General features: G+C 37.5%; 18 protein-coding genes. 9 read left to right on the top strand and 9 right to left on the bottom strand.

The features are described from left to right. Positions 1-209 precede the first annotated feature (209 nt). Complete coding sequence (locus AC4CVF_RS09670; protein WP_419327383.1) at positions 210-992, bottom strand: PA3715 family protein; 783 nt, start codon at positions 990-992, stop codon at positions 210-212. Between the two features lie 30 nt (positions 993-1,022). Further along, positions 1,023-1,826 (bottom strand): PA3715 family protein, encoded by an 804-nt coding sequence (locus tag AC4CVF_RS09665; RefSeq protein WP_490789291.1) that lies wholly within the window; start codon positions 1,824-1,826, stop codon positions 1,023-1,025. A 134-nt stretch (positions 1,827-1,960) separates the two neighbouring features. Here AC4CVF_RS09665 and AC4CVF_RS09660 point away from each other — a divergent pair, with 134 nt between their 5' ends. Both AC4CVF_RS09660 and AC4CVF_RS09655 read left to right on the top strand, forming a co-directional pair. Then, entirely contained in the window at positions 1,961-2,983 is a 1,023-nt protein-coding gene (locus AC4CVF_RS09660) for a type I glyceraldehyde-3-phosphate dehydrogenase (protein ID WP_490789290.1), read from the top strand. 83 nt (positions 2,984-3,066) lie between these two features. Next, the gene (locus tag AC4CVF_RS09655; protein ID WP_004721164.1) at positions 3,067-3,363 is read left to right on the top strand and encodes a hypothetical protein; all 297 of its coding nucleotides are present in this window, start codon (positions 3,067-3,069) and stop codon (positions 3,361-3,363) included. 50 nt (positions 3,364-3,413) lie between these two features. On the opposite strand, the gene AC4CVF_RS09650 is transcribed toward AC4CVF_RS09655, so the two are convergent. Both AC4CVF_RS09650 and AC4CVF_RS09645 read right to left on the bottom strand, forming a co-directional pair. Then, positions 3,414-3,713, bottom strand: coding sequence for an AzlD family protein (locus AC4CVF_RS09650; RefSeq protein WP_262085811.1), 300 nt, complete (start codon positions 3,711-3,713; stop codon positions 3,414-3,416). Next, a complete protein-coding gene (locus AC4CVF_RS09645) occupies positions 3,710-4,453 on the bottom strand; it encodes an AzlC family ABC transporter permease (protein ID WP_004721160.1) in 744 nt (247 codons plus the stop codon). Before AC4CVF_RS09645 ends, AC4CVF_RS09650 begins: the two co-directional genes overlap by 4 nt. 157 nt (positions 4,454-4,610) lie before the next feature. Between AC4CVF_RS09645 and AC4CVF_RS09640 the strand changes: the two genes are divergently transcribed. Next, positions 4,611-5,066 (top strand): Lrp/AsnC family transcriptional regulator, encoded by a 456-nt coding sequence (locus AC4CVF_RS09640; RefSeq protein ID WP_034614550.1) that lies wholly within the window; start codon positions 4,611-4,613, stop codon positions 5,064-5,066. Here the strand turns inward: AC4CVF_RS09640 and AC4CVF_RS09635 are convergent. Both AC4CVF_RS09635 and AC4CVF_RS09630 read right to left on the bottom strand, forming a co-directional pair. After that, positions 5,052-5,636 carry an RNA 2'-phosphotransferase gene (locus tag AC4CVF_RS09635; protein ID WP_105712858.1) on the bottom strand — a complete coding sequence of 195 codons (585 nt, stop codon included), beginning with the start codon at positions 5,634-5,636 and terminating at the stop codon, positions 5,052-5,054. The genes AC4CVF_RS09640 and AC4CVF_RS09635 overlap by 15 nt on opposite strands. Positions 5,637-5,672: 36 nt before the next feature. Beyond that, positions 5,673-6,083 carry an Lrp/AsnC family transcriptional regulator gene (locus tag AC4CVF_RS09630; RefSeq protein ID WP_490789289.1) on the bottom strand — a complete coding sequence of 137 codons (411 nt, stop codon included), beginning with the start codon at positions 6,081-6,083 and terminating at the stop codon, positions 5,673-5,675. Between the two features lie 124 nt (positions 6,084-6,207). Between AC4CVF_RS09630 and AC4CVF_RS09625 the strand changes: the two genes are divergently transcribed. Beyond that, positions 6,208-6,750 carry a cysteine hydrolase family protein gene (locus tag AC4CVF_RS09625; RefSeq protein ID WP_490789288.1) on the top strand — a complete coding sequence of 181 codons (543 nt, stop codon included), beginning with the start codon at positions 6,208-6,210 and terminating at the stop codon, positions 6,748-6,750. A gap of 71 nt (positions 6,751-6,821) precedes the next feature. Here AC4CVF_RS09625 and AC4CVF_RS09620 read toward each other — a convergent pair whose 3' ends face one another. Next, the gene (locus AC4CVF_RS09620) at positions 6,822-7,331 is read right to left on the bottom strand and encodes a hypothetical protein (RefSeq protein WP_490773961.1); all 510 of its coding nucleotides are present in this window, start codon (positions 7,329-7,331) and stop codon (positions 6,822-6,824) included. Between the two features lie 316 nt (positions 7,332-7,647). Here AC4CVF_RS09620 and AC4CVF_RS09615 point away from each other — a divergent pair, with 316 nt between their 5' ends. The 5 genes from AC4CVF_RS09615 to AC4CVF_RS09595 all read left to right on the top strand — a co-directional run bounded on the left by AC4CVF_RS09615 (position 7,648) and on the right by AC4CVF_RS09595 (position 12,518). Continuing rightward, the gene (locus tag AC4CVF_RS09615; RefSeq protein ID WP_209826323.1) at positions 7,648-8,814 is read left to right on the top strand and encodes an ATP phosphoribosyltransferase regulatory subunit; all 1,167 of its coding nucleotides are present in this window, start codon (positions 7,648-7,650) and stop codon (positions 8,812-8,814) included. Positions 8,815-8,884: 70 nt separating this feature from the next. After that, on the top strand, positions 8,885-10,204 hold the full coding sequence (locus AC4CVF_RS09610) for an adenylosuccinate synthase (protein ID WP_419820525.1): 1,320 nt from the start codon (positions 8,885-8,887) through the stop codon (positions 10,202-10,204). Between the two features lie 179 nt (positions 10,205-10,383). After that, positions 10,384-11,175, top strand: a complete 792-nt coding sequence (locus AC4CVF_RS09605; protein WP_336953126.1) for a M48 family metallopeptidase — start codon at positions 10,384-10,386, stop codon at positions 11,173-11,175. Between the two features lie 140 nt (positions 11,176-11,315). Further along, on the top strand, positions 11,316-11,621 hold the full coding sequence (locus AC4CVF_RS09600) for a hypothetical protein (protein ID WP_336953124.1): 306 nt from the start codon (positions 11,316-11,318) through the stop codon (positions 11,619-11,621). Positions 11,622-11,732: 111 nt separating this feature from the next. Further along, positions 11,733-12,518: a M48 family metallopeptidase gene (locus AC4CVF_RS09595; RefSeq protein WP_336953123.1), complete on the top strand. Its 786-nt coding sequence runs from the start codon at positions 11,733-11,735 to the stop codon at positions 12,516-12,518. 94 nt (positions 12,519-12,612) lie between these two features. Here AC4CVF_RS09595 and AC4CVF_RS09590 read toward each other — a convergent pair whose 3' ends face one another. Beyond that, on the bottom strand, positions 12,613-13,662 hold the full coding sequence (locus AC4CVF_RS09590) for an NADP(H)-dependent aldo-keto reductase (RefSeq protein WP_336953122.1): 1,050 nt from the start codon (positions 13,660-13,662) through the stop codon (positions 12,613-12,615). A 329-nt stretch (positions 13,663-13,991) separates the two neighbouring features. After that, entirely contained in the window at positions 13,992-14,702 is a 711-nt protein-coding gene (gene crp / locus AC4CVF_RS09585) for a cAMP-activated global transcriptional regulator CRP (RefSeq protein WP_004721139.1), read from the bottom strand. Positions 14,703-14,766 lie beyond the last annotated feature (64 nt).

Below are 14,766 nucleotides of genomic sequence, written 5' to 3'. Positions count from 1 at the left end.
AAGTGCGTTGCTGAGTCTGATTTTTGCGCTCAGTCACCACACGGGCTTATTTTTAAAAACGCCAAAGTATAACGGAAAATGTAGTGTCCACCAATGATTTTAAGGTGAATTATTGGTATTTCTATACATTTTCAACTTTCGTCTGGAGTAAATTTTGGTTGTATAAATTTAAAACTTAGCCACTTTACCATTATCGTATTTAAGCTTGCTTAAAAAGGGTCAATTCCCAGTAGATCATTATGCTGTAATTTATATTCTTGACCATTAAATTTAATGGTCTGTTGTTGTTTATATTGTTTTTTTACAGATTTGCATGTCTGATAGTTGGTTTTCGTTTGGTCTTTGATTTCTTTTAATACAATATCTTGTAAACCATGTGTGGTTTTGTTGGAAAGCACTAAAATACGTCTTACATCTGAACTGGTATTATTTCCTATACAATTTCCAATTCTTTCATAGCCACTATCATTTGTTCCAATACCCGCAAAAACTTGTTTAATTGGTTGGCGAGGATTAACTTTAAATAAAGCAAGATTATTATGGCTATAGGTAAAACCACCTTCATGTGAGGATGAGGTCTCTAAGCCGATCACATCTGTATTCGGCAAGGTTGAAAATCTTGTGTTGTGGAGTTTTGCTCCATCATAATGATCTGCATCTGAATAAAAAGTTTCTGGGGCTTTATACTTTTGCAGAATTTTATGATGAGAAGAGTCAATTAAATATAAATTTAGATCATGCTCCATATCATCATAAGATTTATAATTAATCGGTTGGCTAATGGCAACCAATTGAATTCTTTGTGTACTGTCCAAATTGATACAGCTTTTATATGTTTTAGCTTCAGTCTTTGCAAAACTTGGGTTGGTTAGTTTAAATTTTTGAATTAAAGAATCTTGTAATTGTTCTGAACAAGCTTGATAAGGTGCTGCAAAACTATTTCCAGTAATCAAAAGCAGTGCAGCGTTCAATACAATTTGTAATGTTTTCATGCGCTCATCTATAAAAAGTTCAAAATACAATTAAATTCCAAAGTCTAAAAAATTAACATGTTCAAAATGATATTTTTTCCCATCAAATTTCATGATATGGCGTTGCTTTTTGACAATACGCTGGGTACTACAGTTTTTTTCGTTAAGTGTTATACGCTCTGTTTTTTCCGTTAATTGAATATCTGCTAAACCATGACTGTTCTGTTTTAAGGGGTGAAGTAAAATTTGAGTCTCAGTTTGTGCATTATTTTCACATAGAGACGGTCTTTCGCCAGCTGAGTAATTCGTCATAAATTTATCTAAAACCAATTGCATTTGTTGATTGCTGATTTTGAATAACTTTATTTCACGTATTGTATAGTAAATTCTACCTAAATGCCCATAGGTTAAGGCTAGACCAATGACTGGTGTCGCATTGTCGGTAGAAAAGTGGTGAATATCAAATTTTAAACTTTCAAACTGACCAGCATTTGAAGAGATGATTTTTGGATAAGTATAATGATTTAAAATTTTTGAAGATGCAGGATCGATCAAATATAAATTCAAATTATAATCCGCAAAGCCAGATTGCATTGGAACAGGATTGCTGATTGCAATAATCTGTTGATGTTTCCCGATCGTTAAGCAGGTTTGTAATACAGGATAAAGGGAATCTAAATTTTGTTGGGTGTTTAAGTTGAATTTTTGAATGAGTTGTTTAGTCTGTGGCTCTGTGCATCGCGAATAGAGATCTTGGGCATGTGTTGATTGTATACATGAAAAAGTTAGTAAAATCATACAGTAAAGGTAAGGTAATTGATTTAATTTAAAAGTATTTTGAATGGGGGAATACATTTATTTTATCCTAAATAAATTAAAAACTTATTTTTGAGAAAATTTTATGACTAAATAAAACATATTTTAACAGTAGACTCTATAAATCTTATAACATATACGCATAAAGTAGTTTGGCTGTAAAAGGACATCTGATGCAACGTGTGGCAATAAACGGATTCGGGCGAATTGGACGGAATGTATTACGTGCTTGGTTTGAAAATCCGAAAAGCTTCCATTTTGAAATTGTTGCCATTAATGATATTGCGGATGTTGAAACGCTGGTTCATTTATTTAAATACGATACAACGCATGGTCGTTTTGATGGTGCGGTGAATATCTTACAAGAAGATGGACAGCTTTATATGTTGATTGACGCACGGCAAATTAAACAGAAAGTTCAAATTTTAAGACAAGCCAATCCTGAATTATTGCCTTGGGAAGCGCTTAATATTGATGTTGTTTTAGAATGTACAGGGCTGTTTCGTTCAAGAGCCGCTGCAACACAACATATAACAGCTGGTGCAAAACGCGTCATTATCGGTGCTGCACCTTTTGATACTGTTGATGCTGCCATTGTTTATGGGGTAAATCATCATGATGTTAAAGCTAGTGATCAAATTATTTCGGGTGTGTCATGTACCACACAAGCTTTAGTCCCTTTGGTCAAAATTATTGATGATGCATTTGGAATTGACAGCGCATTAATGACTGAAATTCATGCGGTCACAGCAGATCAATCTGTACTGGATCATGCACATCGAGATTTACGCCGCGCACGTGCCTCAGGACAAAATATTATTCCAACTACATCTTCTGCTTTGGGTGCATTAAAACAAGTCATGCCCAAAATGGAAAACCGTATTGATGGTTTTTCAATCCGTGTACCAACAATTAATGTTGCCGCCATTGATTTAACATTTATTGCTAAAGCGCCTGTAACAGCTCATTTAATTAACCAAACCTTAATTCAAGCAGCAAAATATGATTATGCTGAGATTATGTCTGTTACAGATGAGCAATTGGTTTCAAGTGACTTTAATCATTCACCTTATTCACTGATTGTTGATCTGACTCAAACTATGGTCGTGGGTCAACAGGCGAAAGTGTTTGCTTGGTATGATAACGAATGGGGCTATGCAAATCGCTTGTTAGATTTGTGTGAATCATTTTATTAATCTAATATTTATCACTTAAAAATAACTTTAATGACTTGAGTTTAATCAAGACGAAGATTGACATGTTTTGTTGGGGGGGAATGATGTTTTTCATATATTTGGTTATTGTGATTCTTTATCTGGCCATGATGTTTGTGATTTGGCAAATGGGAAAGTTAAAGAAAGAAAACCTTGAATGGCTTAAGCATGTGCAGAATCATGAGCAACAGATCCATGCACAAGAGCAACATCTCAAACAAACCTTACAAATTATGCAAGATTTGGCTAAAAAAATGCATGTACAGCAGGAAGTTTTAGACAATACCTCAACACGTTTGACTCAAGTTGAGTTTCAAAATGCTGAATTAATTAAAATATTACAGCAAAATTCAAAACCTTAATTGAGGTTTTGAATTGCATCAAGTCAGGAGTGACAGGCTATTGAGAACGTTTAAAGCATAAAGTATCTCAAAATCCCTGTTGCAATGATACTGATCAGTACAGTGGGTAATAATGAAAAATAACAAGCTGCGAATAGTGTGATGATAATTGCAATCAAGTTGGCTGGTTGATCTGTAACAAAGTAGGGTGCAATCACTGATATCAAAACACAGCCGGGGATAACCTGTAAAATTCGCGTGGTTCTTTTGCTGAGATGTCTATTCTTTAACAGTAAATAGCCTAAAATTCGAGTTAAGTAGGTTGTTAATCCCACACAAACAATGGCGATGAATGTCGTCATATGAATCATTCTTCATCTCCAATCAGTAAAAAAGCAGCGATAATTCCTGAAATAGAACCAATCAATACATACCAGCCTTTGGGTAGATAATAATAGGCCAGTGCAGCGGCAATCAGACTAATCAACCAAGGCAGTGCGGGTTTAAAGCCTTTCCACATTCCGCGTAAAAGCACCAGAAAAACTGCGGGGAATGCCATGTCAAAACCAAACTTTGTGACATCACCAAGGAAAGAACCAATGCCGACTCCCATAGTGGTAAAAACCACCCACATAACATATAACGCAAAACAAAGGCCGATATAAAAAAACACACTAAATCCTGCATAGGGATTGCGAGGGTTTTGTTTGTGTGAATCCGTAATGCTAAGGGCCCAACTCTCATCACACATAAAAAATAATAATGGAAGGGCTTTACGATTGGGCAAATGTCGAATATAGGGTGCTAAACTTGCACCCATTAAAATATGGCGGCTGTTGACCAGAAAAGTGATCAGAATTAAAAACAACAATTGAGGTGGTTGCGTCCAGACTTCAATAATGGCGAATTCAGAACCACCAGCAAAATTGAGTCCTGTTAACAATGGAACTTCTAAGGCAGAAAATCCTTTTTGCGCTGCTTGCGTTCCTAAAACCAGTGCAAAAGGGATAATACCCAGTAGCATTGGAATAGAGGTTTTAAGCCCACGTACAAACTCTCTAAATTCAATTGAATAGGTCAGTTCAGTCGTAGCGTTCTTAAAACTTAACATGAGTCGCTCAATGGTCGGTAAAACAAGATGATTTTTATTTTATGCCAATTGATTCGCTATATTTTGCTAAAATTGCTGCCTGTAAAATAATTTTTGCAATATTATTGCTGGAATATGTTATTTTTTGGTTTTATCTACTAGAAATAATTTTATGAAATTGGATCAGATAGATCGGCGTATTCTGTGTGCATTACAACGTAATGGAAAACTACAAAATAATGAATTGGCAGAACAGATAGGTTTATCCGCTTCACCTTGTTTAAGACGAGTAAAGCAACTGGAGGATGAGGGGATCATTGACCAATATGTTGCATTGGTCAATCCACACAAAGTAGATCTTAGTTTGACAGTCTTTGCACGAATTTGGTTAAAGAGTCAGGATGAACAAGCGGTCAATCGATTTATCGAAAGCATTATGAATATTTCTGAAATTGTTGAATGTCAACTTATGGCAGGAGATTGTGATTTTTTCTTACGTATTGTGGTTTCTGATTTAGAGGCATATCGTAAATTTCAAATTAATCATTTAAATAAAATTCCAGGGATCCAGAATGTCAAAACTGAAATCCCTTTACAGAAGATTAAACAGACCACAGCCTTACCGCTGGATTAGTTTTTTTGATTCGCTTTCGAATAACTTTAAATATTTTATCGGCACTTGTTCAGTCAACCAAACCCCATTTTCAGCACAATAAAATTGGAAACCATCTTGATGCATCTGTTTGGTGTCTAGGATGAAAATGATGACTTTGCCATGTCGTTGTCCCACTTTCTGGGCTGTGACTAAATCAGCAGATAAATGTACGTGATGACGTTCACCTGAAATTAAGCCTTTTTCTAAAATACTGTCGACAAAGCGAGTTGCTGTGCCATGAAAAAGTGTATCGGGTGGCGTAATAGCAACATACTCACGTTGAACCTGAGCACTAGAGTGACCTTGTACTGCGCGGATTTTGTTTTGATCAGGTGAAAGTTGGAAGCGTTTTTTATCACTGCTTTCAACGACCTCAATCAACTCTACGAGTTTAAGTGGTCTTCTGTGTTTGATCATTTGCTGTAAAAGGATGTGTACATCCGTCCAGCCTTCAGAATCGAGTTGGATTGCAATGGTTTCTGGTTGATGTCGAAGTACTAAACTTAGAAATTTACTATGTTCGCGTAATGTTTTTTCTGAAGATTTCATTTGTTATTCTTACATGATATGGATTTGGATATAAAATTAAGGCTGAGTTTCAATTGCTCTTACGACACTATCTACTGAATATTGTCCCCATTTAGAGAGTTGCTCGATAAATAGATTGATTGCATGACTATCAAAATGCGCAACCAGCATATAGCAAGCGGAACCACAGACTTTATAGCAACTTTCAATTGACTCAAATTGAGCGATAAATGCTTCAAACTGTTCAAATTCATTAGTCTGCATCATCACACGTATAAATTGTGTTGATTGGTTCTGTAGCGTAATCGTATATTTCTGAATTGTGCCTTCATCTTGCATTCGCGCAATGCGACTTCCTACAGCTTGGCCTGTACGGTGTACTAATTTTCCGATCTCTTTATTGCTTAACCGAGAATCAGTTTTTAGTATTTTTAAAATTTTGAGGTCAATTGGGTCATTTGGCAACATAGTGAATTGAACAAATTTTCAGTTTGAAAGTTTCTAATCGATTATTCTTTCATGAGTGACTGCAAATCGCCAGTTGTTTTGATTAATCTTATAAAAACATCAACACAAGGGTTAGGGAAACACCATGAGTCAAACAGCATTATTAGTGATAGATGTACAAAACGATTATTTTCCTCAAGGGAAGATGGAGTTGTTCTGTGCGGAACAGGCTTTAAAACATATCAATCGATTGGAAGATCTATTTATAAAGCGTGAGCAGCCGATTATTTATATTCAGCATATTGCCAATCAACCCAATGCTACATTTTTTGAAGCAGGAACGCAGGGTGTAGCACTACATTCGGGTTTACGTGTTAAGATCGATTCAATTGTGATTGAAAAACATTATCCCAATAGCTTTTTTCAAACCACTTTAAAAGCAGAATTAGAGCGACTGAATGTTGATAAATTGGTGATTAGTGGCATGATGACGCATATGTGTGTTGATGCGACGTCACGTGCAGCGGCAGAATTTGCTTATCAACCGACGATCATTGCAGACGCTACAGCGACGCGTCAATTGAGCTATTCAGGCAAAACAGTTGAAGCAGAAGATGTACAAACAGCCTGTTTGTCAGCCTTTCAAATGTTTTCACAAGTGGTGAGTATCGAGGACTATTTAAAATAGCTGAAAGAGTCAAAATAACAGGGAAGTACAGCGATTCGATTTTGTACTTCCCTTTAAATCTGAATAAAAATTTATTCTTGGTTTAAGAAACCTTCTTTGATTTTTTCAGGTAAACCTGTATGCCACCATGTATAAATGGAAGATTTTATTTCGTCATCTTGTTCAGGATCATTGAAAGGTTCATCATCTTCACGAATCAACTCATCGCCTTCAAATTTAAACCAGAATTCCCACGGGTCATCATCCCCACTACCCCAAGCCAGAGTGTGAATTTCAGGGAGTAATGCTTTTAAGAAAAGTAGGATTGCTTCGATAAACTCATCACCCGAAGAACCATGCACAAAATGGGCAACTGAATAGCCTGCAATAGTGTGTAATGATTCAGGACCCAAATCAAACTCAATATTGTCAACTGTATTTAAAAGATCTTCTGCAAGTTCTTGCCCCAATTGTGAATTGAGCTCAACTGCAACAGCAATAAATTTGTCTTGTTCACCGCGATGCTCTTGAAATAAACGGCCTAGCTTTTGCATGATTTCCGTATTTGGATGCGTGTAATATAAGTTGCTATGTAGTTCCATACTTCCCCAGTTTTTAGTATTTCAGTTGCTTTAAATAGATGCTGTTTTTCTAAACGAATAAATTATATTTTCAACAACGCAAATAGCAATCAACACTTGTGTGAAAAGTTAAATAAATACAAAGAATTGAAGTGGGGTAATGTGTAATAGATAGTTTTTTGCCTAAATTATGCATAAGTGGTCAAATTATCTAGGCATCAAAAGTTATTTTATTAATGCATGGCGCAGATGATCGTGCTAAAATAAGAGAAATCGGGTGTGTTCCCGATTTTTTTATGCGGATTACTTCCGCGCTGACAGGATTTAGGTTTACAACATGCCCATTTCAGAGACATGGTTATTACCTGATGGTGTAGCTGATGTATTACCAGAGCAAGCGCAAGTAATTGAAAAATTGCGCCGTGAAGCTTTAGATTTCCTCGCATCACGAGGTTATCAGCTGGTGTATACGCCATTCATCGAATACATCGAATCTCTTTCTTCTCTCTCCGAATCGAATCAAGATTTAGACTTAGCCACTTTTAAAGTCATCGACCAACTTTCAGGTCGTTTACTTGGTGTGCGTGCCGATATGACACCACAAGTGGCTCGTATTGATGCCCATGTACATCAAGTACAAGGTGTGGCGCGTTACTGCTATGCAGGAACTGTACTTCATACTAAACCACAAGGTTTTAATACCACGCGTGCACCACTTCAGTTAGGTGCAGAGTTATTTGGTTCAGACAGTATTGACGCAGACGTTGAAATGATCGATGTGATGCTCAATCTGCTTAATACCGCGGGTTTAGCTGATGGTATCCATCTTGATTTAGGGCATGTAGGACTGTTTAGAAGTCTGGTAAAACATGTGGGTTTAAACAAATCAACAGAAAGCCATTTATCTGATTTGTATCAGCGCAAAGCACTACCAGAACTTGCTGAATTCACTCAAAATTTAGAATTTGGTTCTGATTTTTATGCTTTAGGTCGTTATGCAAGTGATCTGGATGCATTGCAAGCGAATATTAGCGCAGAAATTTTTGCTGATGAAGCATTTAAAAATGCTTTTGAGGTACTTAAAACAACATATACAGAAATTCAAGCACGTTGGCCAAAACTCAATATTGGTATCGATGTTGTAGAGCTTCGTTCGTACCATTACCACACTGGGTTAATGTATGCCGTGTATGCACCAAACCGTGCTGCACCGTTGGCACAAGGTGGTCGTTATGATGGTATTGGTGAACACTTTGGACGCGCGCGTCCTGCAACAGGCTTTTCTTGTGACTTGTATTCCTTAAGTGCGGGTCAACGTCAACAGATTGAAAAAGTGGTTGCACCGAAAGGTACCGAATCCACTTTGCTGGATGCGATTGCCGTAGCACGTCAACAAGGTTTAAGTGTAATTCAGTTATTGGGTAATGACGATTTAAACTCAGTTCCAAATGCAACCCACCAGATGGTGAATGTTGCCGGTGAGTGGAAAATCGAAACAATTTAAGGATCAGATTGAATGTTCATGTCATTCGATTTGGTTTTCTATTTTAACAGCATGATGTAATGAGGCTATTATGGGCAAAAGTGTTGTGGTACTCGGTACCCAATGGGGCGACGAAGGTAAAGGTAAAATCGTTGACCTGCTCACAGATCAAGCAGCTGCGGTAGTACGTTATCAAGGCGGACATAACGCAGGGCATACGCTCGTCGTTGGTGGTAAGAAAACAGTTCTTCACCTCATTCCATCAGGTATTTTACGTGAAAACGTACTTTGCTTAATTGGCAATGGTGTTGTACTTTCACCTGAAGCATTGATCAAAGAGATGGATATTCTTGAGAAAGAAGGCGTACCCGTTCGTGAACGTCTGCGTATTTCTCCAAACTGTCCGTTGATTCTTCCTCACCATATTGCACTTGATCAAGCGCGTGAGAAAAAACGTGGTAATGCCAAAATCGGTACAACTGGTCGTGGTATTGGCCCTGCTTATGAAGATAAAGTAGCTCGTCGTGCGATTCGTGTTGCAGATTTAGTACGTGGTGGCGATCATCTTAAAGCACTGCTTGAAGAGCTTCTTGAATACCATAACTTCCAATTGACTCAATTCTTCGGTGTTGAAGCCGTTAAAGTTGAAGATGTTTTGGCACTTTGTGATCAATGGCGTGAAGTGGTTAAGCCATTAGTTTTAGATGTGATTACAACATTGCATAACTATCGTAAAGATGGTGCAAACATCATGTTTGAAGGTGCGCAAGGTTCACTTCTTGATGTTGATCATGGTACATACCCATATGTAACTTCATCGAATACTACCGCTGGTGGTGTAAGTTCAGGTTCAGGTCTTGGTCCATTGCATCTTGACTATGTTTTGGGAATTACCAAAGCCTATACAACTCGTGTAGGTGCAGGTCCATTCCCAACTGAGCTTGTTTATGATGCTGCCAATGATGTTGGTGATGCAGTTGGTAAACACTTGGGTACTGTGGGTTCAGAATTTGGTGCGTCGACTGGTCGTCAGCGTCGTTGTGGTTGGTTTGATGCTGAAATCTTACGTCGTTCTGTAGATGTAAACTCATTATCAGGTATTTGCTTAACTAAACTTGATGTTTTAGATGGTTTGGAAGAAGTAAAAATCTGTGTCGGTTATGAAGCTGCGGATTCAGGTTGTGTAGGTTCTACAGATGCACTTGCATTTGAAACCTTAAAACCAATTTATGAAACTATGCCAGGTTGGTCTGAGTCTACGTTTGGTGCGAAATCATTAGATCAATTGCCACAAAATGCAATTAATTATGTAAAACGTATTGAGCAGTTGATTGAATGTCCTATCGACATCATTTCAACAGGTCCAGATCGTGATGAAACAATTGTGATGCGTCATCCATTTGATGCTTAATTGATTCAATCTTTAAAAAGCTCCTTCGGGAGCTTTTTTTATTGTTATTGTTTTTAGGCGTTTTAAATAAACTGTGATTATATTTTGATTTTTTTTGTAAAATACAACATAATGCAGCCGCTAAGAGCTGAGCTTCGTTTTGAAGCTTGCAATAAGATCTATGAAATTTGGTGAAAATAATGATTAACAAGAAACTATTACTTGGATTAGGGTTGGCTATAGGCTTAACAGGTTGTACAACTGTTGCTGAATTAACGGGTAATGATTCTGCGACGCTAAACCTCAATGCAGCAGCAGATTATAAACTTCTTGTAGATGATGCAAGGGCACAAAAAGCACTTGATACAACATCTGCAACATATAAACGAGTCAATGCTGTTTTCTTAAAGATGAAACCTTTTGCTGATCAAGCAAATCAAACTGGTCAAAAATTTGACTGGCAATTGAGTGTACTTAAATCAAATGAACTCAATGCATTTGTAATGCCTGGCGGTAAGGTTGTATTCTTTACAGGTATTGTCAATCAATTGAAACTGACTGATGCTGAAATTGCTGCCATTATGGGACATGAAATGACCCATGCCTTAGAGGAGCATTCTAAACGTGGTGCTGGTGCAACGGCAATTACTGACTTTGCTGTGAAAATGGGCAAAACCTATGCAGGCGATAAATTGGGTTCAGTCGGCACTCAAGCTTTAGACATCGGGAGTAAATATGGTGTAGGTCTGCCATATTCACGTAGTTTAGAATCATCTGCTGACCGTGGTGGATTAATGCTTATGGCGAAAGCTGGCTATAATCCTGAAGCGGCAATCAGTGTTTGGCAAAAAATGAACAAGATTGATGGCGGCAGTAATAATGGTGTACAGAAGTTCACTTCAACACATCCATCAAATAACGACCGTATATCAGATTTAAACAAAAATATGGTTGAAGCAAAGCAAATCTATCAATCTGTTGTTAAAAAGTAATTTGATCGCAGAGTGTTCAGCCCGATGTAAATCGGGCTTTTTATTTAAAGCTAAAAAAGACTAAAGTCGATATCAATCAGGCTAGGTTTTCAAGCTTAGCTTGTTAAAATGTCCTTTTATATACACATTGAGTTTGTAGGATGCAAAAGAATATATCGAGCACAATATTTTACTCTCTGATTTTCGCAATGGGCGGTGCTCCAACGATTGCAATGCTGATTATTCAGGCTCAAACCACTGATCTGAATATTATCAATAATGCATTGTTAGGTCTGAGTGTAATGGTTGCATGTGTGCTGGTTCCTGTTATTTTGATCCAAAATGCATTTTTATTTATCAAAAGAAACGACCAATTGTTAGAGACAAAAATTATTCCATTGAAAAACATATATTTGATGCTTAATGTGATTTGTCTCATCTATTGGTTGGCGATTCAATTTTTGTAAAATTTCACTTACATAATTAATATGAATTAATGGATCTTATTGATTTAACCTTATGTAACATTTGCATATAATCCACAGTGCTTTTCATTGTTCTCCATGGAGTTGATTATAATGAACAATAAATTAATGCTTAGTCTTTGTGCGGCGACTGCCATTTCAATTTCAGGGTGCTCAACTATTGCGGATATGGCAGGTGCTGATTCTGCAACGCTTAATTTAAACGCAACACAAGGCTTTAATAAAACGGTGCAAGAAGCACGTTTGAATAAGACTCTAGATACAACTTCTGCAACTTATAAAAAAGTGAATGCAGCATTTATCCGATTAAAACCTTTTGCAGATCAAATGAACCAAACGGGTCAAAGATTTGATTGGCAGTTGGCTGTCCTTAAGTCAGACGAAATCAATGCTTATGTCGCACCCGGTGGTAAAGTGGTTTTTTACACAGGGATTGTAAATCGACTCAATCTATCTGAAGCTGAAGTTGCTGCAGTAATGGGACATGAAATGACCCATGCTTTAGAAGAACATTCTAAACAAAAATTAGGTGCGCAAGCGTTGACCAATCTTGCAGTAGGAATTGGTAAATCGTATGCAGGTAGCCAAATTGGTGAATTAGGTAATGCTGCTCTCGATTTGGGAAGCCAAGTTGGAGTGGGTTTACCATACTCACGTAGTTTAGAGAGCCGTGCAGATGAGGGCGGCTTAATGATGATGGCAAAAGCTGGCTATAATCCTCAAGCAGCAATTAGCTTGTGGGAAAAAATGGCGAAACAGGGTGGAGGAAAAGGTTCTGCATTACTGTCAACACATCCATCTGATGTTAATCGTATCAATGCAATGAAAAAGAATTTACCTGCTGCAATGGCAGTTTATACTGCGCGAGGCGGAAGATAAGTTTTTTGATAAAACCTATCGAATAAAAAAGGATGCTTATGCATCCTTTTTTATTGAAAACAACGTAGAACAATGAGCGTTTCAAAAATTGTGCTTAAGGTGCAGGGTTTGGCTGCTGCTGATGAATCGCATCTATTTCCAATAAGATTTCTTCAGACAATTGGGTATCAAAGGCCTGAATATTCTCTTTTAGTTGCTCGAGCGTAGTCGCACCAATAATGGTACTACTCACAAAAAATTGTTGTTTAATAAATGCTAAAGCCAATTGGGTAAGGCTTAAACCATGTTTTTCTGCAAGCTGTGCATATTGTTCTGTCGCCCAATCGCTCTGTGGATTGCTATAGCGGCTAAAGCGAGAAAATAGTGTAATACGTCCTTTTTCAGGGCGTGCGCCGTGGCGATACTTGCCAGTTAAGTAACCAAAGGCTAAGGGTGAGTAAGCGAGTAAGCCAACGCCCTCGTGTTGTGCGATCTCAGACATCCCAATTTCATAAGTACGATTGAGCAAACTATAAGGGTTTTGTACACTCACAATTTTTTCTAAGCCCAATTGTTCAGCTAAATGTAAAAACTTTAAGGTACCCCAAGGTGTCTCATTGGATAAGCCAATATGACGAATACGCCCTTTTTTAACTTCTTTCGAGAGTGCTTCTAAGGTTTCAGCAAGCGGGGTGATGTCTTGTGTACGTGCCGCAAGCTGATTGCTGTAACCCAGCGTGCCAAAGAAGTTAACAGGGCGTTGTGGCCAGTGCAGTTGATAAAGATCTATATAGTCTGTTTGTAAGCGCTTGAGCGAGCTATCAATAGCACTACTGATCTCTGCTTCTATAAACTTGGTATGCCCATCACGAATTTGACTGCCACCTTGTTGGGGGCCTGCAATTTTTGTGGCAATGATAAGTTTGTCACGCTGACCGTTTTGAGCAATCCAATTCCCTATGATGCTTTCAGTCGATCCCTGTGTCTCTGGTTTAGGGGGTACCGGATACATTTCAGCAGTATCCCAGAAATGGATATTTTGATCGATTGCATAAGCAAGTTGTTCAAATGCTTCATTCTGATTATTTTGTTCACCAAAGGTCATGGTACCTAAACAAATTTCAGGGACCACAAGATCAGAATGCCCTAAACGATTTGACTTCATTTTATGTCCTTCAAAACTAATATTCAGTATCTTGTGAGAATAATAGCGTAATTTAAATTTGATAACTAAGTGAAAAAATGTTTCTAATTATCAAAATAAGATAAAGTTATCTGATTCTTTTATAAAATGCTCATTTTAGCTTGGTCTAGTTTTATAGCATGGTCATGAGACCAGCTCACAGTCATTCACTGTGTAGTTCTAGCAACATGAAAAAAGCAAACTCGGGAGTTTGCTTTTAAACTATATTTCAACTTTTTGACAATATTTGATATTTACCCCATTCAACATAATTCTTTAAGGAAATAAATTCTCAAATTTGTTCTCAAGTTTTATTCATCATCTGTGCTTAGTTCGTCTTCAGAAAAATTAGATTCTTCTAAAGATACATCAAATATAAGGATGGCTTTACCGTCGGTTTCGATCATGCCTTGTTCTTCAAGTGTTTTTAGAACACGACCAACCATTTCACGGGAACAGCCCACAATACGACCAATTTCTTGGCGAGTAATGCGGATTTGGCGGCCGTTTGGCAAGATCATCGCTTCAGGCTGTGCTGAAAGATCAATTAAACAACGTGCAATACGACCAGATACATCAATAAATGCAAGGTCAGTTACTTTGCGTGTTGTATTTTTTAAACGACGAACAAGTTGTGCAAATACGGCATAACTTAAGTCAGGATATTGTTTACTAATTTCGTGGAAATTGTCATATGAAATTTCAGCAATTTCACATACGTCACGGGTTCTTACTTCCGCAGTACGTTGTGGATTCTGCTCAAATAATCCCATTTCCCCAAAAAAGTCCCCAGGGTTCAAATATGCAACAACAATTTCACGTTCATCATCTTCACGTAAAATAATTGAAACTGAACCTTTTAAAATTAAATACAGTGATTTTGACTCTGAACCTGCATCAATAATCGTTGAGCGTTTTGGAAAACGATTGATGTGGGCTCTTTTGAGCAAAGCTTTGACTGACTCAGGTAGTTGACCAGGAGACAAAGCATCTGTACTAAGTTGTGCAAAATTAGAAGACATGCTTAAAAATTCCGAATTGGATAATAACTAGATCTGTTGATCTAAATTGAACTCGTCACGTAGA

The organism is Acinetobacter sp. LipI_19 (assembly GCF_058242925.1).
Note: the sequence above shows the minus strand (reverse complement) of the source record. Positions and strands in the feature narration are given on the sequence as shown.